The organism is Hyphomicrobium sp. B1 (assembly GCF_049532635.1).
Classification (GTDB): domain Bacteria; phylum Pseudomonadota; class Alphaproteobacteria; order Rhizobiales; family Hyphomicrobiaceae; genus Hyphomicrobium_B.
Genome location: NZ_CP134871.1, coordinates 24,943 through 46,901, shown reverse-complemented (window position 1 = coordinate 46,901; position 21,959 = coordinate 24,943). Strand labels below are relative to the sequence as shown.

20 protein-coding genes and 1 tRNA gene are annotated in these 21,959 nt (G+C 61.0%); 10 read left to right on the top strand and 11 right to left on the bottom strand.

Translation table 11 applies throughout. From position 1 onward, the window contains the following. Positions 1-4: 4 nt before the first annotated feature. The 5 genes from RLW55_RS00235 to RLW55_RS00215 are packed head-to-tail and all read right to left on the bottom strand — an operon-like array spanning position 5 to position 4,240. On the bottom strand, positions 5-718 hold the full coding sequence (locus RLW55_RS00235) for an SDR family NAD(P)-dependent oxidoreductase (RefSeq protein WP_423415264.1): 714 nt from the start codon (positions 716-718) through the stop codon (positions 5-7). Then, positions 715-1,488, bottom strand: a complete 774-nt coding sequence (locus tag RLW55_RS00230; RefSeq protein ID WP_423415263.1) for an SDR family NAD(P)-dependent oxidoreductase — start codon at positions 1,486-1,488, stop codon at positions 715-717. Before RLW55_RS00230 ends, RLW55_RS00235 begins: the two co-directional genes overlap by 4 nt. Positions 1,489-1,513: 25 nt before the next feature. Continuing rightward, positions 1,514-2,293 carry an ABC transporter ATP-binding protein gene (locus RLW55_RS00225; protein WP_409562382.1) on the bottom strand — a complete coding sequence of 260 codons (780 nt, stop codon included), beginning with the start codon at positions 2,291-2,293 and terminating at the stop codon, positions 1,514-1,516. Positions 2,294-2,303: 10 nt separating this feature from the next. Further along, positions 2,304-3,179, bottom strand: coding sequence for an ABC transporter permease (locus tag RLW55_RS00220; protein WP_423415262.1), 876 nt, complete (start codon positions 3,177-3,179; stop codon positions 2,304-2,306). A gap of 32 nt (positions 3,180-3,211) precedes the next feature. Next, entirely contained in the window at positions 3,212-4,240 is a 1,029-nt protein-coding gene (locus RLW55_RS00215) for an ABC transporter substrate-binding protein (RefSeq protein ID WP_013946438.1), read from the bottom strand. A 139-nt stretch (positions 4,241-4,379) separates the two neighbouring features. Between RLW55_RS00215 and RLW55_RS00210 the strand changes: the two genes are divergently transcribed. Together RLW55_RS00210 and RLW55_RS00205 are read left to right on the top strand one after the other, a co-directional pair. Beyond that, positions 4,380-5,312, top strand: coding sequence for a LysR family transcriptional regulator (locus tag RLW55_RS00210; RefSeq protein ID WP_423415261.1), 933 nt, complete (start codon positions 4,380-4,382; stop codon positions 5,310-5,312). 146 nt (positions 5,313-5,458) lie between these two features. Beyond that, positions 5,459-5,635, top strand: a complete 177-nt coding sequence (locus tag RLW55_RS00205) for a hypothetical protein (protein ID WP_423415260.1) — start codon at positions 5,459-5,461, stop codon at positions 5,633-5,635. A gap of 137 nt (positions 5,636-5,772) precedes the next feature. Here RLW55_RS00205 and RLW55_RS00200 read toward each other — a convergent pair whose 3' ends face one another. Both RLW55_RS00200 and RLW55_RS00195 read right to left on the bottom strand, forming a co-directional pair. Next, entirely contained in the window at positions 5,773-7,593 is a 1,821-nt protein-coding gene (locus RLW55_RS00200) for a methanol/ethanol family PQQ-dependent dehydrogenase (protein WP_423415259.1), read from the bottom strand. 486 nt (positions 7,594-8,079) lie between these two features. Next, positions 8,080-8,153 (bottom strand) — tRNA-Gly (locus tag RLW55_RS00195). A 141-nt stretch (positions 8,154-8,294) separates the two neighbouring features. On the opposite strand from RLW55_RS00195, the gene RLW55_RS00190 reads away from it, so the two are divergent. Continuing rightward, positions 8,295-8,840, top strand: a complete 546-nt coding sequence (locus RLW55_RS00190) for an FUSC family protein (protein ID WP_414461941.1) — start codon at positions 8,295-8,297, stop codon at positions 8,838-8,840. A gap of 90 nt (positions 8,841-8,930) precedes the next feature. After that, a complete protein-coding gene (locus RLW55_RS00185; protein WP_423415258.1) occupies positions 8,931-9,230 on the top strand; it encodes a hypothetical protein in 300 nt (99 codons plus the stop codon). Between the two features lie 98 nt (positions 9,231-9,328). Here the strand turns inward: RLW55_RS00185 and mscL are convergent, their stop codons facing one another. Further along, a complete protein-coding gene (gene mscL / locus RLW55_RS00180; protein WP_013946446.1) occupies positions 9,329-9,718 on the bottom strand; it encodes a large-conductance mechanosensitive channel protein MscL in 390 nt (129 codons plus the stop codon). 244 nt (positions 9,719-9,962) lie between these two features. Here mscL and RLW55_RS00175 point away from each other — a divergent pair, with 244 nt between their 5' ends. The 3 genes from RLW55_RS00175 (at position 9,963) to pip (ending at position 13,097) form a co-directional block, all read left to right on the top strand. Next, positions 9,963-10,223: a DUF4212 domain-containing protein gene (locus tag RLW55_RS00175; protein WP_013946447.1), complete on the top strand. Its 261-nt coding sequence runs from the start codon at positions 9,963-9,965 to the stop codon at positions 10,221-10,223. Positions 10,224-10,232: 9 nt separating this feature from the next. After that, positions 10,233-12,068, top strand: coding sequence for a solute symporter family protein (locus RLW55_RS00170; RefSeq protein WP_423415257.1), 1,836 nt, complete (start codon positions 10,233-10,235; stop codon positions 12,066-12,068). Positions 12,069-12,137: 69 nt separating this feature from the next. Then, positions 12,138-13,097 carry a prolyl aminopeptidase gene (gene pip / locus RLW55_RS00165; protein WP_423415256.1) on the top strand — a complete coding sequence of 320 codons (960 nt, stop codon included), beginning with the start codon at positions 12,138-12,140 and terminating at the stop codon, positions 13,095-13,097. 9 nt (positions 13,098-13,106) lie between these two features. Here pip and RLW55_RS00160 read toward each other — a convergent pair whose 3' ends face one another. After that, the gene (locus tag RLW55_RS00160; protein ID WP_409562391.1) at positions 13,107-13,661 is read right to left on the bottom strand and encodes a hypothetical protein; all 555 of its coding nucleotides are present in this window, start codon (positions 13,659-13,661) and stop codon (positions 13,107-13,109) included. A 352-nt stretch (positions 13,662-14,013) separates the two neighbouring features. Here RLW55_RS00160 and RLW55_RS00155 point away from each other — a divergent pair, with 352 nt between their 5' ends. The 3 genes from RLW55_RS00155 (at position 14,014) to RLW55_RS00145 (ending at position 18,548) form a co-directional block, all read left to right on the top strand. After that, the gene (locus RLW55_RS00155; RefSeq protein WP_423415255.1) at positions 14,014-16,737 is read left to right on the top strand and encodes a sel1 repeat family protein; all 2,724 of its coding nucleotides are present in this window, start codon (positions 14,014-14,016) and stop codon (positions 16,735-16,737) included. Positions 16,738-16,830: 93 nt separating this feature from the next. Continuing rightward, positions 16,831-17,757, top strand: a complete 927-nt coding sequence (locus RLW55_RS00150; protein WP_409562393.1) for a sulfite exporter TauE/SafE family protein — start codon at positions 16,831-16,833, stop codon at positions 17,755-17,757. Next, positions 17,757-18,548, top strand: coding sequence for a TIGR02186 family protein (locus RLW55_RS00145; RefSeq protein WP_423415254.1), 792 nt, complete (start codon positions 17,757-17,759; stop codon positions 18,546-18,548). The genes RLW55_RS00150 and RLW55_RS00145 overlap by 1 nt, the downstream gene beginning before the upstream one ends. A gap of 2 nt (positions 18,549-18,550) precedes the next feature. Here RLW55_RS00145 and pdeM read toward each other — a convergent pair whose 3' ends face one another. Together pdeM and RLW55_RS00135 are read right to left on the bottom strand one after the other, a co-directional pair. Then, complete coding sequence (pdeM, locus tag RLW55_RS00140) at positions 18,551-19,273, bottom strand: ligase-associated DNA damage response endonuclease PdeM (protein ID WP_423415253.1); 723 nt, start codon at positions 19,271-19,273, stop codon at positions 18,551-18,553. Continuing rightward, positions 19,270-21,906: a ligase-associated DNA damage response DEXH box helicase gene (locus RLW55_RS00135; RefSeq protein ID WP_423415252.1), complete on the bottom strand. Its 2,637-nt coding sequence runs from the start codon at positions 21,904-21,906 to the stop codon at positions 19,270-19,272. Before RLW55_RS00135 ends, pdeM begins: the two co-directional genes overlap by 4 nt. Between the last annotated feature and the right edge of the window lie 53 nt (positions 21,907-21,959).

Below are 21,959 nucleotides of genomic sequence, written 5' to 3'. Positions count from 1 at the left end.
TCCTTCAAACCATCGAGGCGCCGCCGTTGACGCCGAGAACTTGGCCGGTGATGAACGTTGCGCCGGCGCTGGCGAGAAACAGGACGGCTTCCGCGACTTCTTCCGGTTTGCCGATGCGGCCGAGCGGATTGGACGTTTCAAGCCGTTTCCATTCGTCGGGCAGGTTTTCGAAATCGAGAAGCGGCGTGTCGGTCGGGCCCGGCGCCACGGCATTGACGAGAATGTCGGGGCCGAATTCCTTCGCCCAGCAGCGCACCATGGCGCTGACGCCGGCTTTGGTGGCGCAATAGGCGGCGTGATGCTCGCGTCCGAGCTGGGCTAGTTCGGAACTGAAGAGAATGATCCTGCCGCCTTTGCCGCGGCTTTTCATCATGCGTACTGTTTCGCGCGTCACGAGGAACGTGCCGACGAGATTGACGTCGAACACTTTGCGGACGTCGGCAACGGGCGTTTCGAGTAAGGGGCCGTAGCGAAAGACGGCAGCCGAATTGGCCATGACGTCTATGCCGCCAAGCGCGCTATCGGCGGCGGCGATCGCTTCTGCAACTTGGATCTCGTCGGTGACGTCGAGTTGAAACGACAGGCCCTTCTCGATCGGTTCGAAATCGAGGCGAGCGACGTGCGCGCCTTTCTTCTCGAAGAGATCTGCCGTCGCAAGCCCGATGCCACTTGCGGCGCCGCAAACGACGACTTTCAGATCTTTTAATTCTCTGCTCATCCAAGAAATTCTCCGCGGTCGACGCCAATGGCCTGTCCGGTGATGTTGGCAGCAAGGTCGCTGGCGAGAAAAAGGTAGAGGCCGGCGACGTCCTGCGGCTCCATCAGGCCGGGGAGGCACTGAGCGGCGACGACATCGTCGAAGATGTCGGCTTCGCTGCGCTTCGAACGCGTGGCCATGACTTTCGCCGAACGAACCGATGCGACTGTGCGGACCCAGCCTGGGCAGACCGCGTTGACGGTGATGCCTCGCGGTCCAAGCTCGCGTGCGAAAGTGCGCGTCAAGCCGACGACAGCGTGCTTCGATGCGATGTAGGCGGCGAATTCGCCGACGGCGCTTTTGGACCAGACGGACGCGGTGTTGATGATACGCGCGCCGGTCTTCAGAAGCGGTAGCGCGCCGCGCGTGACGTTCCAGGTGCCCCGGACGTTGATGTCCATGATGCGGGCAAACGTGGCATCAACTTCGTCGCTCGGATCGGTCAGCGGGGTGATCAATTCGAGACCCGCGTTGTTGACGAGAACGTCTAGCTTGGAAATTTCCGAGAATGCCTTGGCGACGGCGGACTTGTCGGTGATATCGGCGACGAAGGCACGAACAGGACGGCCGTACGCCTTCGAGATTTTGTCGGCGGCCTCATGCACGGTGTCGTCGTCGGCAAGGATTGCTAAGTCGGCGCCTGCTTCGGCGAAGCCTTCAGCGATGCCAAAACCAATTCCGCGGCTTGCGCCGGTCACGAGGACGCTTTTGTTTTTGAGATTGATGCACATTTGCTTTCCTGCGGCGCTTTGCGCTCTAGTTATCGTGGCCCGCTGCGGCGCGGACAAATTTCAAAACTTCCGTTCGCAACCTGAAGAAGCGTTCGCTGTCGCGAAGCTCCAGCGTGCGATCAGGGCCGAGAGCTGCCGCAATGTCGACTTCCTCAAGCATGCGTGCGGGGCGCTTGGAGAAGACGATGATGCGGTCCGCGAGAAAAACTGCTTCGTCGACGTCGTGCGTGACGAAAATGATTGTCTTGGCGTCCTGCTGTTGGATGCGGCGCAGCTCGATCTGAAGATCTTCTCGGCGCTGCGCATCCAATGCGCCAAAGGGTTCGTCCATCAACAGAACGTCGGAGCCTGCAGCGAGCGTTCGGGCGATGGCGATGCGTTGGCGCATGCCGCCTGAGACCTTGTTCGGATAGGCGTCGGCGAAGTCGCTGAGGCCGACGAGTTGCAAGTAATGTGCGAGGCGCGTCGCCTTGCGTTCCGGCGTCATATCGAGACGGTACTTCATGCCGTAGGCGACATTCTCGGCGACGGTCAGCCAAGGAAACGATGAGTAGGACTGAAAGACCATGCCGCGGTCGCGGTCCGGCTCGCGGATTGGTTGGCCGTCGAGGCGGATTTCACCGGTGCTTGGCGTTTCCAGGCCGCCGACCATGCGCATCAGCGTCGTCTTGCCGGAACCAGAGGGGCCGAGGAAGACGATGAATTCGTTGCGCCTGACGGTGAGGTCGAACGTTGGCGCGACGACTTCTAGATCGCCGAAATATTTCGCGATGCCGTCGAATACGAGATAGGGAGCTGGTGCCACGGCGCGCCTCTCAGAGATAACGGAAATAGCGCTTGTGGACGAGGCGCAGGATCTGATCGGTCAGCAGGCCAATCAAGCCGATGGTGACGACGCCTGCCATGACCTCGGAGGTGTTCATGTAGCGTCGTGCCGCCCAGATGACGAAGCCGAGGCCGTTATCGGCGGCGACGATTTCCGCGATGATGAGATAGGTCCAACACCAGCCGAGCGTGATGCGCAGGTTGTCGAATAGGCTCGGTAGCATGGCGCGGAAGGCGACGTCTTTCAGCATCTGGAAGGGACGTGCACCGACGGTGTAGGCGATCTCGACGTATTCCTGCGGCACGCGGCGCATGTCGTCTGCGACGAGCAGGACGAGTTGAAAGAAGGTGCCGAGCCAGAGAAGAAAGATCTTCGTCGTTTCGCCGACGCCGAACCAGATGATGCTCAGCGGAACGAGAGCGGGAACCGGCAGATAGCGGATGAAGTCGACGATCGGCTCCAGGGCGGCGCCGACGCCGCGGAAGCTCGACATCGCGATGCCGATCGGGATCGCCATCACGACGGAAAGTGTGAAGGCCACCCACACGCGCAAGGTCGAGACACCTGCATTCCAAAGCAGATGCTTCTGCGTGATCATGATCCACAGCGTTTCGACGGTGACGCTGGGGGGCGGCAGGAAGAGCGAGTTGATCCAGCCGAGCCGGGTCGAAATTTCCCATGCCGCGATGACGATTAGGCTAGCGCAAATTGATGTCAGGATTTGCGCCCGTCTCGACAGTGTGCCCCGGAACGCGAAGAACTGGTTCCGGGTGCGGTACGCTGCGCGCGGCGCCTTGGCGTTTGGCGCCGCCGCCGGTCGCCGTTCGACCACTGCTGCCGTCGATGCTGTTGCTTTGCTCGTCACGAGATGGCCTGGCTCGGCTGGTTCGCGGCTGATTATTTCAGGTCGGCTTCAGTGATGCCGGAGACGATCGAATTGTCGATTTGGTCTGCGGCCTTGAGGTCGTGATCGGCCGCGCCGTTTTCCAGGTTCAGCTTCATGACTTCGCCAAAGACTTTGTACAGCGAGCCGGGGGCGCCGGGTTTGCCGAAATATCCGGCCGTCTGTGCGTAGCCCGTGTATTCTAGGCTGCCGTCAATCGAAGCGGCGAACTCTTCCGGTGTCAGGTTGAAGTGTGGTGCTGCCAGCTTGATGAAGTCCGCTTTGTTGCTCTTGAAGTAGTCGATCGCTTTGAAGATGCCGATCATGAACTTCTTGTACTTCTCGGGGTTCGCCTTCAAGTCGTCCTGGCGGACGATGATGACGTCGACGATGATGCCGGGATATTGCGCCGACGAGATCAGCAGGTGCGGATTGCGCTGCTTGATCTTGTCGAGGGCCTGCGAGAGGTTCGGCTGATAGGAAACGACGGCGGAGATCGATGGATCGGCAAAGACGGCGACGGTATCGGCGGTCGCAATCTGCTTTACGTCGAGGTCAGCAAGCGTCAAGCCTTTTGCCTTGAGCGCCATCTGAAGGAGCAGCCGGCCTGGGATGTTCGGCTCGGATGCGACGGTCTTACCCTTGAGCTGTTCAACGGAGGTGATGTCACCCGGCGCGATGACGCCGTCACCGCCAAGTGACTCGTCGATGGTGCCGATGATGACGCCAGGCGTCTTGGCATCGCGCGGCTTGCCCTGATATTCGCCGACGGTGCGCATATCCATCTCGATGTCCTTGCGGTCCATCGCTGCCATGACGTTGGCGCGTTCGTCCTCAAACTTGATGTCGACGTCGATGCCAAGCTTTTTGAAGTAGCCAAGATCCTGCGCGACGAAGACCGGCGCGTATCCGCTCCAGGTCGGGCAGAGAATGCGGATTTTCTCGTCGGCATGTGCAGCGGTTGCGGCGACCGATACGCCAGCCCAAAGCGCCACTGCCAGACCGACTCCGGTGAACCGGCGGAACCCTATTGCCATATGCATGGTCATAACCCCTCGCTGACGACACGATTTCGGCAATGGAGAGTTGGCTAAAATAACATCTATGAAAATATTGATTATTTAAACGATACATTGAAAACTGCCGATGTGATGTGATGCTGCTTTGTGCGAAGGAGTTTCGATGCGTCGGCTCGATAACATCGATATCCGCCTTTTACGGGTGTTTATGACGCTGGTTGAAGCCGGTAGCTTCGCCGATGCTCAGATTGCGCTCAATCTCTCCCAACCCACCCTCAGCACCCACCTTGCGGCGCTTGAGCGCAGGCTCGGCGCGCAATTGTGCGTACGCGGACGACGAGGGTTCCGGCTGACGCCTTTCGGCGAAGCAACCTATATCGCGACCCAAAAGCTCTTTGCGGAGATTAGCTCCTTCGAGGAACGGGTCGGGCAGTACAACGGTCAACTCGTCGGGCGGCTTCGCATCGGAATCGTCGATGGCATCGTCACGAATTCGGCGCTTGGGCTGCAGCACGTCGTCGGCCGCTTCATGGAAAACGCCGAGAACGTGTTCATCGATCTTGAACTCGGAACACCGAATCACCTTGAGCAAGCCATCGCAGACGGTCGCCGCGACGTTGTCATTGGGCCGTTCTCGCAGAAAGCGCCGGGTGTCACGTACGTTGCTTTGCACCGCGAGCCGCATGGGCTTTATTGCGGCAAGGGGCATCCGCTGTTCGACGCTCCGACATCGGCGATTACGCGGGAGGCGATCGAAAGGGCACAGTTCTCGGTACGCGGTTATCGGCAGTTCGACGATCTCTATCGCGCCGATCATCCGCGCGCGTCAGGCAACGTCGTTCAGATGGAAGCGCAAGTGATGCTGATCCTGTCCGGCTATTTCATCGGCTTCCTACCGCGGCACATCGGCGAGAGCTGGTCAAAGCAGGGTTTGATGCGCGAACTCCGGCCGCAAACCTATCAGTTCGTGTCTAGCCACTTCGCGGCCTATCGGAAAAGCGACGGTGACCGGCAGCTCGTGCGCAGCTTCGTGCGCTTCCTCAGTCAGCATGCGAACCAAACGCGCAAGGGGGGTGCGGTTGGTAAAGCGGCCTGACGCTCATCAGAGCTTCGGCAGATCGTTTTCGGAAAATCTGATTTAGCGCGGATCTTGATCCGGGCGGATTGCTGCATCCGTTGATGCGGATCAATTGCGCCGCGCTCTGCGCTCCTACGCTGTCTCAAATTGTTTGGGAGGCGACCATGACAACGATCGAATTTTATTATCTGGCGATCTGCATCGGAGCGATGTGCCTTTTCGCGTTTGCGCTGAGCTACAACGCAACAAGCTGGAAAAGCTGGAAGCAATCGCAGACAGCAAAGTCGTCTGCCGCTGGTGCAGGTGAGCATGTGAAGCCCCAGGAAAAACTGGCGGCTTAGAGCCAACACATTCCGCCTGTCCGTGCCGGCAGCAAAAAAGGGAGAGGACTCACGGTCCTCTCCCTTAAATTTTGTCTGATCGGTTTTCCCGGCGGACGTGGGATGGCCCAGGCTGCGCCGGGCCATCTCGCAGATCGTTAGGGCAGTGCGAACACGGTGAGCGAGCCACCGAGGTTCGAGTAGGAAGCAAGGCCCGAGTAACCGCCGACAGCGCCGAGGCCGTCGTTCGGGTTCGTCAAGCCAGCTGCCAGACCGATGCCGGCCCAGCCGCCGATGCCCGAGAGAACGCCGACATACTGCTTGCCACCCTGCATGTAGGTGAAGACGTTGCCGATAACGCCCGACGGGGTCTTGAACTTGTAGAGTTCCTTGCCGGTCTTCTGGTCGACGGCTTTGAAGTAGCCTTCGAGCGTGCCGTAGAAGGCGACGCCACCAGCGGTCGTCAGAGCGCCAGACCACACCGAGAACTGCTCAGGCTTCGACCAGACGATCTTGCCCTTGCCTGCGTCCCAAGCGAGGAACGTACCCATGCGCTCCGGCTTATCCGGACCCGGGAACATCGAGAGCGTCGCGCCGACGAACGGCTGACCAGCAGCATACGAAACCTTGAACGGCTCGTAGTCCATGCAGACGTGGTTGGCGGGAACGTAGAACAGGCCCGTCAGCTCCGAGTACGACGCCGGCTGCTCGTCCTTGACGCCGAGAGCCGCAGGGCAGATGCCTTTAGTGTCGAAGTCGGTGCCGTGAGCGAAGGTCGAGTACTTCTTCACGCGGACAGGACGGCCGTAGTCGGGGCTCGACTTGTCGAGGTTGATGCTGGACGCCCAGTTGACCATCGGATCAAACTTCTCGGCGACGAGCGGTTCGCCGGTGACGCGATCGAGCGTGTAGGCGAAGCCATTGCGGTCGAAGTGGACTTCAACTTTGCGCTTCTCGCCCTTGACGTCGATATCGGCGAGGATCGGCTCGTTGATGCCGTCATAGTCCCACTCGTCAAACGGCGTCATCTGGTAGGCCCACTTGGCCATGCCGGTGTCGGGATCGCGCGCAAAGTGCGTCATCGACCACTTGAGATCGATCGGCTTGCCGTCCTTGCCAGCGCGCTGAACCGGGTTCCAAGTGCCGGGATTGCCGGTTCCGTAGTACACGAGGTTCAAGTCGGGATCGTAAGCCATATAGCCCCAGGTCGCGCCGCCGCCGATCTTCCACTGATCGCCGCTCCACGTCTTGAGCGAAGAATCTTTGCCGACCGGCTTGCCGAGCGACATCGTCTTCTCGGGGTCGATAAGCATTTCAGCGTCCGGCCCCGTCGAGTAGGCGCGCCAGACTTTCTTGCCGGTGTTTTCGTCGTATGCGGTCAGCGAGCCGCGGACGCCGTATTCGCCGCCCGAAATGCCGACGAGGACCTTGTCCTTGACGATGAGCGGAGCGGACGTGCCGGTTTCACCCATCTTCGGATCGCCGTTGGCGACCTTCCAGAGTTCTTTGCCGGTCTTGGCATCAAGAGCGACCAGCGTCGTGTCGGCCTGATACATGAAGATCTTGCCGTCGGCGTACTGGAGGCCACGGGTAACCGTGTCACAGCACATGACCGAGATAACGGATGGATCCTGCTTCGGAATATACTTCCAGACGATCTTCTGTTCGTCGGCGAGGTTCAGGGCATAGACGACGTTCGGGAACGGCGTCACCATGTACATCTCGTTGCCGACGACGAGCGGGCTGCCTTCATGGCCGCGCAGAACGCCGGTCGAGAACGTCCAAGCCACCTGGAGCTGACCGACGTTTTCGGTCGTGATCTGGTTGAGTTTCGAATAGCGATGACCGGCGTAATCGCCGTTTTGAGTGGCCCAATTGTTCGGGTCGCTCGTCGCTTTAATGACGCTCTCATTCGCCCAAGCGGACGAACCCAGCGAAGCGGACAATGCCAACCCCACTGCTAGAATCTTTCCACGCATTTTAGTTCTCCAATTCACGACTTGACACGCCTTCGGCGGGTGCCGAAAGCGGTGCACAACCGCCGGCGGAAGCCGGCATCAAATTCCCTATTTTATATTATTATTGTCATATACTCGGGCAGCGATGATGTGAAAATCATCACTGGGACCGTTCGGGATTTGAAAGTCTTCTCAGGATGTTGCGCCAACGGGAAGAAGGCCCACCGAAGCAACTGGCCGCAATCAAGTTCATATTTTGCAATGCGTCAACAGCGATTGCCGATCGTTGGATGCGACAATTGGAAATGCTGCCTGCAATACTCGGCAGGAATTCCCGCATTCTCTATTGTTGAGTGAAATCATGATGGTGCCTCGGCATATCAGCCTTGCGTTTCATGAAGAGAGAAATTCGGCGCGCTGATTTTGATCAATAACAATTCTAGATGAATTGCGATCTCAACTCCGGATCAATGCCGACTTTATGTGATTAAAAATTCAGCGGCGGGATGGAGCGGGCGAAGGGAATCGAACCCTCGTATGCAGCTTGGGAAGCTGCCGTTCTACCATTGAACTACGCCCGCGAAGGCCGTGATTTTCCGGGTTTTGACACTTTCACGATGTTCCCGCAAGCCGTACGATCGCTGGTCGCCGCGTTGTCCCTAGGGTACTGCGCTGAGGGCGACAACGCGCCGAAAGGCGTCGATCACGATGATAGAGATCCGATGACAAGAGAAGCATGGGCGCGCCACGTTGCATTCGTGCTGCGCTGCTCGGGTGCGGCGACGCTTTCTTATGTGCTTGCGAACGCTATTGGGCTGCCGCACCCAGTGTGGGCGGCGATGTCCGGCGTCATTGTCGGGCAGGAGAAGCTGGACGAGACGCGAACCGCGACGATCGGGCGGTTGTTCGGCACGGTTGTCGGTGTCGTCGTTGCGGTTACAATCGGGTCTCTTCTCGAACCGCTTCATGCCGATGTCGTAGTGCAGATGGCGGTTGCGGTGGCCGTCGCGGCGATCATCGCGCGGCGTTACCCCATGCTCCGGGTCTGCATGTGGACGTGTCCGATCGTTTTTCTCAGCACCGACGCGGCGACACCGTTGGCTGTCGTCGGCTTTCAGCGGGGTGCGGAAGTTCTGCTTGGCGGCATCGTTGGCGCGCTGCTGCACGGGCTGTCGGAAACGGTCATCTCCGCCATGGTGATGGTGGCACCCGAAAAGCCGGAGGCGGTGAAGCCTAAAGCCGCTTCCCTGCCGATTCACGACGACTGAGTGCTCCGAGGAAGTATTTACAAAAATTGATCGGGGCCGCGTCGGCGAAGATGCTAGATATGGTGCGTCGAACTTCGGGGAGAGGGATGAATGCCGGGGGCCTCTAAATCGCTTTGGGCCGGTGCCGCGCTTGTCATGGGCGCTTGCGGTGGCTTGCTCGTCTCTCCCGCGGTTGCCGACGATACGAGTACGGCAAAGCGTGCGCCTTCGACGCTCGATCAGCAGATCAACCAGGCGGTCGGATCGGGCGGATCATCGTCGTTGGACATGGACGCGAGGATCAGGGATCTCGAAGCGACACGCACGGAGATCGATCAGCAGAAAAAGCCGACCATCAGTCTCGGCGTCAGCGGCTGGGTCAATCAGCAAATGTTATACAACGTGAAGTAACGTGCTCGCCGATCAGGCAGGGGCGCAACAGTCTGAGAGCGCGCAACCACTCTGCTGGAACAGTCGCGCGCTAGCTCAAACATTATTGTGGGACGGCTTCAGGCCTTCTTCGCCAGAAGGTCGCGAATTTCCTTGAGATACTCTTCCGTCGGTGTCGGCGGGGGCGGGCCAGCAGCGGCCTTAGGCTTCTTCATCGTGTTGACGGCTTTGACGAGCAGGAAGATCGCGAAGGCGGTGATGAGGAACTTGATGACGGCGTTGAGAAACACGCCGTACCTGATCAGCACCGGGTCGGTCGGCGTGGGGATCGCAACCGAGAGACTGGAAAAGTCAATCCCTGCCATCATGTAGCCAATCGGCGGCATGACGACATTGTCGACGAGGGAAGAAACGATTGGAGCGAAGGCGGCGCCCATGATTACGCCGACGGCGAGGTCGATGACGTTGCCTCGCATGGCGAATTCTTTGAATTCGTCAATTATGCTCATGCTGATTGTCCTTCCCTGCTGATATTGCCGTTCCCGTCCTGGGCACGTCGCGCCTTCGTCCCGGAAGGCTGGCACGCGATTCCCGCGGCGAAATGTTAGGGGATGATCTAGCGCAGGACAACGGAACGGCGGCCAAATTCCACCGGAGTAGCATTGGACAAAGGCCCTGGCCGGCGGGCATAATGAGGGCGACAGGCGGTGGGGCGCCGCGTGCGAAAGCGGCGACTTTGGGGGATCCGGCGAGATGATTGAACGGAAAGAACGCAAGCCCTACTGGCGCCATACCAAGTGGCAGGTCATTGCGAGCATCATACCGTTTCTGGCGCTGGTCATCGTTTTGCCGCTCTATGCCGAGCAATTGAACTCCAGCCGGTTCTTAGGGTTTCCGCTCGGGTACTTTCTTGCGGCTCACGGATTTTTCGTGATCGCCCTGATAACGGTCGCGAGCTACGTCAACCGCCAGAATGCCATCGATCACTGGCACGGCGCGCACGAAGATATGTGAGGCGGGAGCATGGCGTTCGGTGCGCGCGCGAGATTGATCAATCCGCGCCTCGGCACGTATTTCAGCATTTTCGCCGCCCTATATACGGCGCTGTTCCTTCTTGTCCTGATCTTCGAGCAGTTGAAGTTCGATGAGAGCTTCCTGCGCATCGCGTTTCTCGCCGGGCCGATCATCATCTACGCCGCGATCGGCCTGTGCGTCGGAACGAACGACATCCTATGCTATTTTGCGGCCGGGCGCCGGGTTCCCGCCGCCTATACCGGGCTTTTGCTCGGTGCTTCGGCGCTGGGTGGCACCTTCATCGTGGCGGGCACCGGCGCATTCTTTTTCTCAGGATTCGATGCCGTCATCCTGCTGATGGGCACGTTGACGGGCTTCGTCATCATGGCGATCGGGCTTGCACCGTTCTACCGGAAGTTCGGCGCCTTCACCGTGCCGAGCTATCTCGGCCGGCGTTTTGAGAGCCGGGGACTGAGGGTCATCACGGCAGGCATCGCGGCTGTGCCGATGCTGCTCGTGCTGTCGGCAGAATTGCGCATTGGTGGCCACGTCGCGCAGCGCCTTGTCGGCGGCAGCGCCAACAATCTGGTGTTTCTCCTCGCGCTGACGATTGCGATATCGACGGCGGCAGGCGGCAAGCGTTCCTTCACCTGGACGGGCGTTGCGCAATCGATCGCGCTGTTTCTCGCCGTGCTTGGCGTCGCGACGACGATCAGCGTTATGGTGACGAGCCTGCCCATTCCGCAACTCGCGAACGGTCCGATGGTGCGCGGGATGGTGCGGAACGAAGTCAACGAAGGATTGCAGCTCATCAAGGTCTGGCCGATGGCGTTCCAGCTGCCGCCTGAGGGCTTTTCCGCGTTGACAAAGCCTTATACGCAGCCGTTCGGCTCGATCGGGCCGTTGGCTTTCATCATTGGTGTTTTCGCGATTGCGACGGGTGTCAGCACCGCGCCGTGGCTGCTGCCGCGCGTCGCGGCGACGCCCGGCGTGTATGAGGCGCGAAAATCGCTCGGCTGGGCGACGGTCTTTTCCGGACTGGCTCTCCTCACGATTTCTTCGGCGGCAATCTTCCTTCGAGATTTCACCCTTGACGCCGTGATGAGCGAGCGGCTCGGGCCGTTGCCGCAATGGCTGCATAACGCAGCGGCGCATCATATCGTGACCTTCGATCAGGCAGCGACACGGCTGGGATTTGCAGGCCTGAAGTTCGATCGCGACGGCGTGCTGTTTGCTTTGCCGCTGCTCGTCGATCTGCCATCGGCGTTCTCTTATCTCCTGCTGGCCGGCGCTGTGGCCGCTGCATTGGTCACGGCGTCCGCCACGACCGTGTCGCTGGCTGCCGTTCTTGGCGAGGATGTCGTTCAAGGCATGTCGTGGGAGCCGCCGACGACGCAGAGCCGGGTGTGGATCGTGCGCGGCTTCATCGTGGTCGTAGCGTTCTGTGGTGCGATGCTGTGCGTCACGGCGCCGAGCGATCCGTTGCGGCTCGTGCTGTGGGCGCTGTCGCTGACGGGTGCGAGCCTCTTCCCCGTCATGGTCCTGTCGATCTGGTGGAAGAGACTGACGGTCGGCGGTGCGATCGTCGGGGTCATCTCGGGCTTTGTCGCCGGAGCGTTCGCCATCATGATGGGCGAGATGGGGACGCTTTCGACGCCAGGCGCCATCGCGGGCATTCTCGGGCTGCCCGTGTCGTTCGCGCTGGCCATCGGCACGAGCTTGATGCGGCCGGAGGTCAGCCGTCACACCGTCGAGATGGTACGCGACATCCGGGTTCCGGGCGGCGAGATCATCTACGACCGCGAGATGCAGCGGCTCCAGCTTCGTAAACATTCGCGCACGTGATGGCTCGAATGGCGACTTGCGGGCCGTTCAGGATTGCTCGGGCGGTTTGGGGCCTCTAAAGAGCAATCCATGACCATTCGCGATCGCCTCGATCTCTATCCGCCATTGACGCCGTACCGCGAGACCCGGCTGCCGGTCGGCGGCGGGCATACGCTTTACGTCGAGGAATGCGGAAACCCGAATGGTCGACCGGTCGTCATTCTGCACGGCGGTCCGGGCGGCGGCTGCAATCCGACGATGCGGCGGTTTCACGATCCCGACCGTTATCGCATCGTGCTGTTCGACCAGCGCGGGTGCGGGCGTTCGACGCCGAACGCGTCGCTCGATCACAATACGACGCACGATCTCGTCGCCGACATCGAGCGCATTCGCAGCGAACTCGGCATCGACCGCTGGCAGTTGTTCGGCGGCTCGTGGGGGTCGACGCTGGCGATCGCTTACGCGGAAGCGTATCCCGAGCGAGTGACCGCGATGGTTTTGCGCGGCATTTTTCTGCTGACGCAAGCGGAACTGCGCTGGTTCTATCAGGACGGATGCAGCTGGATTTTCCCGGAAGCCTTTGCCGAATTCCAGCGGCCGATTCCGCCCGACGAACGCGACGACATGATCGGCGCCTATCACCGCCGGTTGACGTCCGACGATCTCAGCGTCCGCCTTGCCGCAGCGCGTGCCTGGAGCATCTGGGAAGGGACGACGCTCTCGCTCATTCCGGAAGCCGATCGCGTGGCACGGTTCGGCGCAGACAGCTATGCGCTGGCCTTCGCCCGAATTGAAAGCCATTACTTCGTCAACGCTGGTTTCTTCCGGAGGGACGGCGAGTTGCTTCTTGAAGCCCATCGCCTGAAGGATATTCCCGGCGTCATTGCGCACGGACGTTACGATGTCGTGACGCCTGTGCGGAATGCGGTGATGCTCGCCAAGGCTTGGGGTAACGCCGATCTGCGCATTGTGCCTGACGCCGGGCACGCCATGACGGAACCGGGGCTCTTGCACGAACTCATCCGCGCTACGCGCAAATTTGCGGACTGATATCTTTATCTAGAGCGAGCCTTTTGGACCCGGCGTGGCCGATGGTGGCACGGGCGGCGGTGACGGCGCGGCGTGGTCGTCCGGCGGCAGAGGCTTATCCAAATCCCTGACGTGATCGCGGATCTTTTTGTAGACACGCGAGATGTAGTCGAGCGCCTGATCGACTTCCTCATCCGTCGGGAGCTGGACCTTGTCGTCCGGCGGTGGCGCATCGGCAAGCGGACCGGGCGGCGACGGAACACCGGGCGGTCGTGTCTCGATCATCTCTTCAAGTTCTTTGACGCGCGCCTTCAGATCGTGGTTCTCCGATTCAAGGCGTGAAAGCTTGTCGGCGGGTGTGTTGGTGGTCTGATCGTCGACGGATTTGCAGGCCCATTCGTTGCCGCTCTTGGCGCACATGGCGACGGCGCCGGTCTGCTTGTCGAGACGCAGGAAGCCGCCCTCGACTGGGGACATCGTGAACCGTTCGGCGGTGTCACCCGATGGTTCTGCAACTGAAGCCGCTGCCAGTATCGGCAGAATGGAAAGACCGAGCATGGTTGCCCGCGTCGCCCTCAAGGTCATTGAAAGTCCTCCGCTGACCGTTACCAGCGAAATGGTCATATGCCGGAACTATGGCAAGACCGCTGGCCACAGCCATTTCAGCGAATCAACCCGTGCGAGGCGGTGGTGTCGGCGGCCGCCAGATCAAAAGTTTCCTCTAATAATATATTGAAAAGTCGCGATTTTTATCGTCCTGGCACGCTCCTTAACTCGACGTTTACTCCCGGCGACCAAAAGTTGCCTTCGAAGCTGATTTGTGTCGCGTCCGCCAACGATCGCATTTGACCTGCGCGGTACGGACCCCCCGATGTCCCGAGCGCGCGGCGGCTGCGCTCTCCCGGACCTTTCGCAATCGCGCTGTCTCGAGGGGAAGATGTCGAAATCGGAAATGGGTGCTGAGCGTCGGGAGGGAAGGGACCCGCACGAGTCCGGTGACGACAGCCGCGACGAACTCAAATCGATCCTCGATACGATTGCCGCCCAGCTTCAGGACGCCGATCGTCGGCACACGGCTGCGCTCAGTGAAATGCAGGATCGGATTTCGGGGATGGGGCGTGAGGCCGATCTCCTTCGTATGCGCATTCCCGATCAATTCGCGCCGGCCTTCGAGCAGATCGAAGCAGGCATTGGCGAGCTGGCTCATCGGCTGGTCGATGTCGATCGAAGCGCTGCGCGTGGTGCGGCGCGGACGCGCCAGCATCGGGCGGCAGCACGTTATGGCCATGCCGATCTCAACAATCCTTGGGACCGGGACGACGCGGAAGCGCTCGCCAGTGTCTATGAAGCGTCCGCCTATCCGCCGTCTGCAGCCTCTGCACGCGATGCCGACGAGGCCACGGGCGGCACTTCGAACATCGACGAGGCATGGCTTGAAAGCCGGTTCGCCGAGATTGCGCGCGGCATCGAATATTCGCTCGCGCATGTGAAGCCCGAGAGCAAGTTCTCGGACTTCGATCAGCGTTTCGATCAGTTCGAGCGCCAGTTCGCGAAAGTGTTCGCAGGCGTTGCCACCCATGACGACCTCGCCACCGTGCAGCAGATCGAGGCGCACATGGAAGAGATCGTCAATCGTCTCGAAAAGACGAACGATCAGCTCGATCGGCTCAACACTATCGAAGCGCAGCTTGCGAACGTGTCGCAAACACTCGCGGAGATGCAGGCGGCGAACGCCAAATCGGCAGACATCGGTGCGGTCGCTCGGGCGGTAGCGGAAGAAACGGCGCAGCGATTTGCGAGCCGGCCTCCGGATGAGCGAAATGTGGCAGCGGACGAGCTTCGTCCGCTGATCGAGCAGCTCATGACGGAAAACCGTCAGGGCGGCGAACAAACCGCAATGCTTCTCGATACCATGCAGCAAGCTATGGTTCGTCTGCTCGACCGGGTGGAAGCGATCGACTTTCCGCCGCAGCAACCGCCGCCGCGGATCTTCGAGGCTGACCATGCGGCCAACTACGGCGCGCGAACGGAAATGTTCGGCAGCGATGCACTGCGCGATGACGACTTTGGTGCTCAGCCGTTTGCTTTCGACGAAGACGATAGCCATGGCGCCTTTCCCGATGCCGTCTCGCCGCCACCGCTTTCGGCGGTCAGCGAGACGGGAATGTCGCCGGAAGAAATGGCGCTGCGCAGCGAAAAGATGCGGCAGGAATTCATTGCTGATGCGCGCCGGGCCAAGATGCGTCTCAGCGCCGAGGGCGACGACATTGACGATTCCGTCGCGCCATCGCTGTCGGCAACGCGGATGGCGTATGCAAGCGGCTCGGCGCCAGCCGGCAGCCGGCCAATCCGGCCTTCGAGCGCGCTTGCAAGGAACACGTCGGGACCCACTGCGCCGTCGCCGCGGCTGATGATCATCGCGGGCTTCGTGCTCTTGGCGCTTGCCGGGCTTTGGTATGCCTTCGGCTTCGAAAGCAAGCCCCAGTCGGCGGCCGTGCAGGAGGCCGCTCCTGCAACCACCACGCAAAGCAAGACAGTCCAACCGGGCAACGCCACTGATTCAGCAAAGGCTTCGGGTGCACCGTCGGCTTCCGAGCCGTCGTCGGGGTCGCAAGCCCCTTCGGCGCCCGCTGGTGAACCGAACGCGCAAGGCGGGGTCAATGGTCCGCGCAGCGATCTCAGTCCGCATGACGGCGGCGCGCCTGCGACGACGGCCTCGATCGACCCGGATTCTAGACCGCGGACGACGCTGCCGATGACAGGCGTTGCGGTCGATCTCGATCATCCGGTAACGGAAGCCGAGCTGATCCAGGCGCGGCGTCATCAGGCGATGGCGAACATTTCGGGTGAGCTTGGAAGCGCTGCGGCGCGGCCAGGCGAATCTGCCGTGGTCCCGGCGTCGATGATTCCGACGGAAGCGGAAACGGAAGGCATCGCGCCGCCGGCGCAAAACACAAGCGCACCGGTCGGGGGGCAGAAGTCATCGCGGCTCGATATGCCGCCGGCGATGATCGGTCCGCTGTCGTTTCGGCTCGCGGCGGCTAACGGGGACTCATCGGCTCAGTTCGAAGTCGGCGCGCGGTTCGCGGAAGGCGAGGGCGTGCCGCAGAACTTCGCTGAGGCCGCGAAATGGTATCAGCGCTCGGCCGAACAGGGTTTCGCCTTGGCGCAGTATCGTCTCGGCACGCTTTATGAACGTGGTCTCGGTTTGAAGGCCGACCGGAAGCAAGCAAGCACCTGGTATCTGCGCGCAGCCGAGCAGGGCAACATCAAGGCCATGCACAATCTCGCTGTGCTCTCGGCCAACCAATCGGATCGCGCCCCCGATTACACGACGGCGGCGCAATGGTTCGAGGAAGCTGCCAAGCGCGGCCTGCCCGACAGCCAATTCAATCTGGCTGTTCTTTATGAGAACGGTCTTGGCGTGACGCGCGATCTGAGGACGGCGTTCATGTGGCTTTCGCTTGCCGCGCAAGGTGGTGACGCAGATGCAGTCCGCCGCCGCGATATTCTTCGCGGCAAGCTGACGGCGCAGGATATTACCGTTGCGAGAAAGATGATTGACGCCTGGCGGATGACGCCTACCGATCGCGCGATCAACGATGCCCACGTTGCCGGCGATCTATGGAAACAAAATCCCAGAAACGGCCTCAACGGCTAGAGCTTGCCGTGACGCGCCGCGTGGTGTCTCCTGGCGGGAAATCCTGTTAGACGCTAGTTCCATCGCCTGTACCATGCCGTTTCGGATCCGAGGATGACCCTTTACCTGCCGATCGCCGAGATGTCGGTTTCCGTCATCGTGTTTTTGGCTCTCGGGATGAGTGTCGGTTTTCTCTCAGGTCTTTTCGGTGTCGGCGGCGGCTTTCTGCTCATGCCGCTGCTGACGTTTCTGGGCATTCCGTCGGCGGTCGCGGTGGCGACCAGCGCCTCGCATGTCGTGGCGTCTTCGGTATCGGGCGCGATCACGCATTATCGCCGCGGCAACGTCGATATCCGGATGGGGCTCGTCATGCTGATGGGCGGCCTGACGGGAACCTATCTCGGCGTCAGTGCGGTGAAGATCTTGCGGCGTCTGGGATACTTCGATTTCACTGTCGCGCTCATGTACGTCATTTTTCTCGGCGTGGTCGGCACGGTGATTTTCGTAGAGGGCATCAACGCGTCGCGGCGGGTGCGCTCGACTGGCGGGACGACGGCCAGAAAATCCGGTCAGCATGGCTGGATGGAAGGCTTGCCGCTCAAGATGCGGTTCCCACGCTCGAAGCTTTACATGAGCGCCGTTCCGCCGGTGATCATCGGCATGTTCATTGGCTGCCTGTCGGCGATCATGGGCATCGGCGGGGGGTTCGTCATCATCCCGGCGATGATCTACCTCTTGCGGATGCCGACAGGGCTCGTTATCGGCACGTCGCTGTTTCAGATCGTATTCGTTGCGGCGCTGGCAACCGTGCTGCACGCTGTCGAGAACAAGACGGTCGATGTGGTGCTCGCTTTGATCTTGATCGTCGGCGGGGTGATTGGTGCGCAATTCGGAACGATGATTGGGGAGAAATTGCGCGGCGAACATCTGCGCGCGTTGTTGGGCGCGGTCATTTTGCTCGTTGCTGCGCGGATGGCGTACGAGCTTGTCGTACCGCCTGCCGATCTGTTCTCGCTCGCGGCTGTGGCGGGGGCATCCTGATGCGGTGGTTTTTAGCAACGATGGCCGTGATGATCGGTTTCGCAGGCGCTGCGGCGGCGGAGGTGCCGAAAGAAGGCGTCGAAGCCGACGCCTCGACGCGGCAGGTCGCCATCACATCGAGCTTCACGGGCACGGAAATTCTGGTCTTCGGAGCGGTCACGAACAGCGTGCAATCCAGTCCAGAGGCCGGTACCTATGACGTGATTGTGGTGGTCGAAGGCATTCCGGCGCCGGTCGTCGTGCGCCGAAAGTCGCGCGTGGGCGGCATATGGGTCAACACGCAGTCGATGCGCTTTGCGTCGGTGCCGAGCTATTATGCCATTGCCTCGACGCGGCCAATTGATGAGATCGCGGACAAGGCGGTGCTCGATGCGCAAGGGATCGGGTTCGATCATGTGCGGATGGTTCGCGCTGCGCAGAGCCGAACGGATGCGACCGATCCGGCGGAGTTGCAAGCGTTCAAGGAAGCGCTGATCCGTTTGAAGGAGCGAGAGCGCGTCTACGTCAAATCGGACTTCGGCACGTCGTTCATCGGCAGCAGTCTTTTCCGTGCGACGATTGCGTTGCCGCCGAACGTGCCCGTCGGGCCGCTGACGGCGCATGTGTATCTATTCAAAGGCGGCCACATGCTTGGCGAATACAGCAACCGCGTCATGCTGCAACGTGAAGGCGTCGAGCGTTACATTCATGAGACAGCGATGACGAAGCCATTGCTCTACGGCGTCGTGACGGTGCTGCTGGCGGTCTCGTCGGGGCTTGCGGCGGCGTTTGCATTCCGTAAGCCGGTTTGACCTCAATCGTCGCGCAGCAGGCGGGGGGCAACGGGATAGAGGCCCTCGTGGCCGAGCATCCAGACGTCAAGACCATCATCGCCGAACAGCGGTTCGAAGGCCATGTCGAGAATATTGAGACCGCCCGTATAGGCACCGAATGCCGGCATCACGAGACGCAGGCGATTGCCGACGAAGCATGGCCGCCGCAGTGAGGTGCCGTGAAACACGAGGCGGGCGGCGGGATGAAAATGTCCGGCAATCTCATGCGTCGCCGCGCCGGAACGTGGCTCATGACGGAGCGCGATACCGCCGACGATGACTTCCTCGACGACATAGCCCGCCAGCGTGCGGTCGATCTTGGGATCGTGATTGCCGGTGATCCAGATCCAGTCGCGATCCTCCTGCAGCATGTGGAGGCTTTCGATGTCGGCTTGATCCATGCGCGCCGCGCCATCGGAATCGTGCAGGCTGTCGCCGAGCGAAATGACCGTTTCGGGCTGGTAGCGATCAATCAGAGCTGCCATCTTGCTCAGGGTCTCTCGCGTGTCATAAGGCGGCAGCATCTGGCCGCGCGCCGCGAACGCCGAGCCTTTTTCGAGATGAAGGTCGGAGACGATCAGCGCGCGCTCGGCAGGCCAGTAGAGTGCGCCGAATTTATGGGCGAGGAAGGTCTTTCCGCAGATGTTGACCGGCTGATCGGCGAAATCATCGAGCCCGATGCGCTCCGGTTTCAGCATGTTCATTGCTCTGCATCCCCCGTCGCTTCGCGTATCAATTCGTCGGCCGCCGCACGCAGAACCGCATCGCGATCCTGACCGTAGACCAGCTCAACGCCGATCTCCAACAGCACCGGCACGGCGAGCGGCGACACGTGGTCGAGAATTTGATGTCTGATTCGGTTTTTTATGCGAGCGAGAAACGTGCCGAGCCGCTTGATGTCAAGCAAACCCGTGGCCGCGTCGGCCCAGGCTGCCTCCAGCAGAAGGTGGTTCGGGTCGTGGCGGCGGAGCACATCATAGATCAGATCGGTCGAGATCGTCACTTGGCGGCCGGATTTTACCTTCCCGGGGTGGCGCCGCTCGATCAGACCGGCGATGACGGCCGCAAGGCGAAATGTCCGCTTCATCAAGGCGCTTTCGGCGAGCCACGCATCGAGGTCGTCGCCAAGCATGTCTTCGTCGAAGAGTTCGGCAAGCGAAAGCCGGCCGTTGGCGATGAGATCGGACATATCGCCATGGGTCCAGACGGCGAGCGCATAATCATTCGCCACGAAGCCGACAGGCTGGGCGCCGATACGGTCGAGGCGGCGGGTCAGCAGCATGCCGAGCGTCTGGTGCGCGAGGCGGCCTTCGAACGGATAGGCGACGAGGAAGTGGCGGTTGCCGCGCGGGAAGGTTTCGACCAGCACCTCATCGGGCGCAGGCATGACTGAGAATTCGGTCTGCAACTCAAGCCAGTTGGCGACAGGATTTGGAAGCGCCGACCAGACGCTCGGGTCGGCGAGCATATCGCGAACGCGGCGCGCGAGATGCGTGGACAGCGGGAATTTGCCACCGTCGTAACTTGGCACCATCGGGTCTTCAGCGTTGGCCCGCGTGACGAAGACTTCGGTATCGCGAATGCCTTCGAAGCGCAGCACTTGGCCGGCGAAGACGAATGTATCGCCCGGCGTCAGTTGCTCGGCGAAATATTCTTCGACTTCGCCCAGCACCCGGCCGCCCATGTTCGGCAATCGCTTGGCGCCGCGATGGGCGATGAGGCGGACTTTGAGATGTGGCGCATCGACGATGGTGCCGATGTTCAGACGGTATTGTTGCGCGATGCGGGGATTGGCGACACGCAGTTTACCGTCGTCGGTTGGGCGGAGTTTGGCGAAACGTTCGTAGGAGCGAAGAGCGTAGCCGCCGGTCGAGACGAAATCGACGGTGCGGTCGAATTGATTTCGTGTGAGACCCGCGTAGGGGAGGGCAGAGCGGACTTCATCGAACAGCGTGTCCGGATCGAAGGGGGCTTCGCAGGCCATGCCGAGCACGTGCTGGGCGAGAACATCGAGTGCGCCGCTGCGGGACAGCTGCGCGTCCTGATCGCCAGCTTCGGCGGCTTGCTGGGCGGCGCGGCATTCCAAAACTTCGAAGCGATTGCCGGGAACGAGGATTGCTTGCGACGGCTCGTCGAGCCGGTGATTGGCGCGGCCGATGCGTTGCAGCAAGCGGCTTGCACCTTTGGGCGCACCGAGATGGATGACAAGATCGACGTCGCCCCAGTCGATGCCGAGGTCGAGCGTGGAGGTGGCGACGACGGCGCGCAGGCGGCCTTCGGCCATCGCCGCTTCGACCTTCTTGCGCTGGGCAGCTTCGAGCGAACCGTGATGCAGGCCGATCGGCAGGTTATCGTCATTGATGCGCCAGAGTTCCTGGAAGGCATATTCGGCCTGCATGCGCGTGTTGACGAAGATGAGCGTCAGCTTGTGCGCGCGGATTGCGTCGTAGACTTCGTGCATGGCGTAGCGGGCGGTATGGCCGGTCCAGGGGATATCGTTTTCCGCTTCCAGGATTTCGATGACGGGCTTGGCGCCGCCTTTGACGGTGACGAGACCGGCGAGGTTCGTCATCGTTTCGGGATCGGTCTGCGCTACCAGGTAGCCGCGCAATTCGCTCGGGCGCGCGACGGTTGCCGACAGGCCGATGGTCATGACGTTAGGCGCGAGCTTTCGAAGGCGGGCGATGTCGAGCGCGAGCAGATCGCCGCGCTTCGAGGCGGCAAGCGCGTGAAGCTCGTCGAGGATGATCGTATCGAGATCAGCGAAGAGATAGGGCGCGTCCGGGTGGCTTAGCAGGAGCGCAACCTGCTCCGGCGTCGTCAGCAGGATGTGCGGCGGCTTCACGCGCTGGCGGTGGCGGCGCGCGAGGGACGTATCGCCGGTACGCGTTTCGGTGCGGACCTTCAGCCCCATCTCTTCGATTGGTGTGTTGAGATTGCGCTCCACGTCGGCGGCAAGCGCCTTCAGCGGAGAGATGTAAAGCGTGTACAGCCCGGCGCCGGTTTTCTTCCGGCCGCCGTTATGAATGGAGATCAGGCTCGGCAGGAAGCCCGCGAGCGTCTTGCCCGCGCCGGTCGGAGCGATCAGCAGTGTCGAGCGGCGCTCGCGGGCGGCATCAAGAAGTGCCAGCTGATGTGGCCTTGGCGTCCAGCCGCGATGCGCAAACCAGTCCGCGATTTCTGGCGGGAGGTGTGCCGTATCGAGAGCAGCTTCGGCGCGACGTGATTTCTTTTTCAGCAGCGGTGCGACCAACGCAGCGCTGCGCGGCTTCGGCTTTGCGCGCGAGGTTGGCGGGCGCGCTTTGCGGGGGGGCTTGTCGGTGGTTTTACGCGGCACGTATCAGACTTCGTTGCGATAAGCGTTCGACTGGTACCGTCCCCGCGGCATTC

Coding starts and splice junctions, on each gene's coding strand:
- RLW55_RS00235 (WP_423415264.1), bottom strand. CDS start 718: ATGAGCAGAGAATTAAAAGATCTGAAAGTCGTCGTTTGCGGCGCCGCA.
- RLW55_RS00230 (WP_423415263.1), bottom strand. CDS start 1,488: ATGTGCATCAATCTCAAAAACAAAAGCGTCCTCGTGACCGGCGCAAGC.
- RLW55_RS00215 (WP_013946438.1), bottom strand. CDS start 4,240: ATGCATATGGCAATAGGGTTCCGCCGGTTCACCGGAGTCGGTCTGGCA.
- RLW55_RS00210 (WP_423415261.1), top strand. CDS start 4,380: ATGCGTCGGCTCGATAACATCGATATCCGCCTTTTACGGGTGTTTATG.
- RLW55_RS00205 (WP_423415260.1), top strand. CDS start 5,459: ATGACAACGATCGAATTTTATTATCTGGCGATCTGCATCGGAGCGATG.
- RLW55_RS00200 (WP_423415259.1), bottom strand. CDS start 7,593: ATGCGTGGAAAGATTCTAGCAGTGGGGTTGGCATTGTCCGCTTCGCTG.
- RLW55_RS00190 (WP_414461941.1), top strand. CDS start 8,295: ATGACAAGAGAAGCATGGGCGCGCCACGTTGCATTCGTGCTGCGCTGC.
- RLW55_RS00185 (WP_423415258.1), top strand. CDS start 8,931: ATGCCGGGGGCCTCTAAATCGCTTTGGGCCGGTGCCGCGCTTGTCATG.
- mscL (WP_013946446.1), bottom strand. CDS start 9,718: ATGAGCATAATTGACGAATTCAAAGAATTCGCCATGCGAGGCAACGTC.
- RLW55_RS00175 (WP_013946447.1), top strand. CDS start 9,963: ATGATTGAACGGAAAGAACGCAAGCCCTACTGGCGCCATACCAAGTGG.
- RLW55_RS00170 (WP_423415257.1), top strand. CDS start 10,233: ATGGCGTTCGGTGCGCGCGCGAGATTGATCAATCCGCGCCTCGGCACG.
- pip (WP_423415256.1), top strand. CDS start 12,138: ATGACCATTCGCGATCGCCTCGATCTCTATCCGCCATTGACGCCGTAC.
- RLW55_RS00160 (WP_409562391.1), bottom strand. CDS start 13,661: ATGACCTTGAGGGCGACGCGGGCAACCATGCTCGGTCTTTCCATTCTG.
- RLW55_RS00155 (WP_423415255.1), top strand. CDS start 14,014: ATGTCGAAATCGGAAATGGGTGCTGAGCGTCGGGAGGGAAGGGACCCG.
- RLW55_RS00150 (WP_409562393.1), top strand. CDS start 16,831: ATGACCCTTTACCTGCCGATCGCCGAGATGTCGGTTTCCGTCATCGTG.
- RLW55_RS00145 (WP_423415254.1), top strand. CDS start 17,757: ATGCGGTGGTTTTTAGCAACGATGGCCGTGATGATCGGTTTCGCAGGC.
- pdeM (WP_423415253.1), bottom strand. CDS start 19,273: ATGAACATGCTGAAACCGGAGCGCATCGGGCTCGATGATTTCGCCGAT.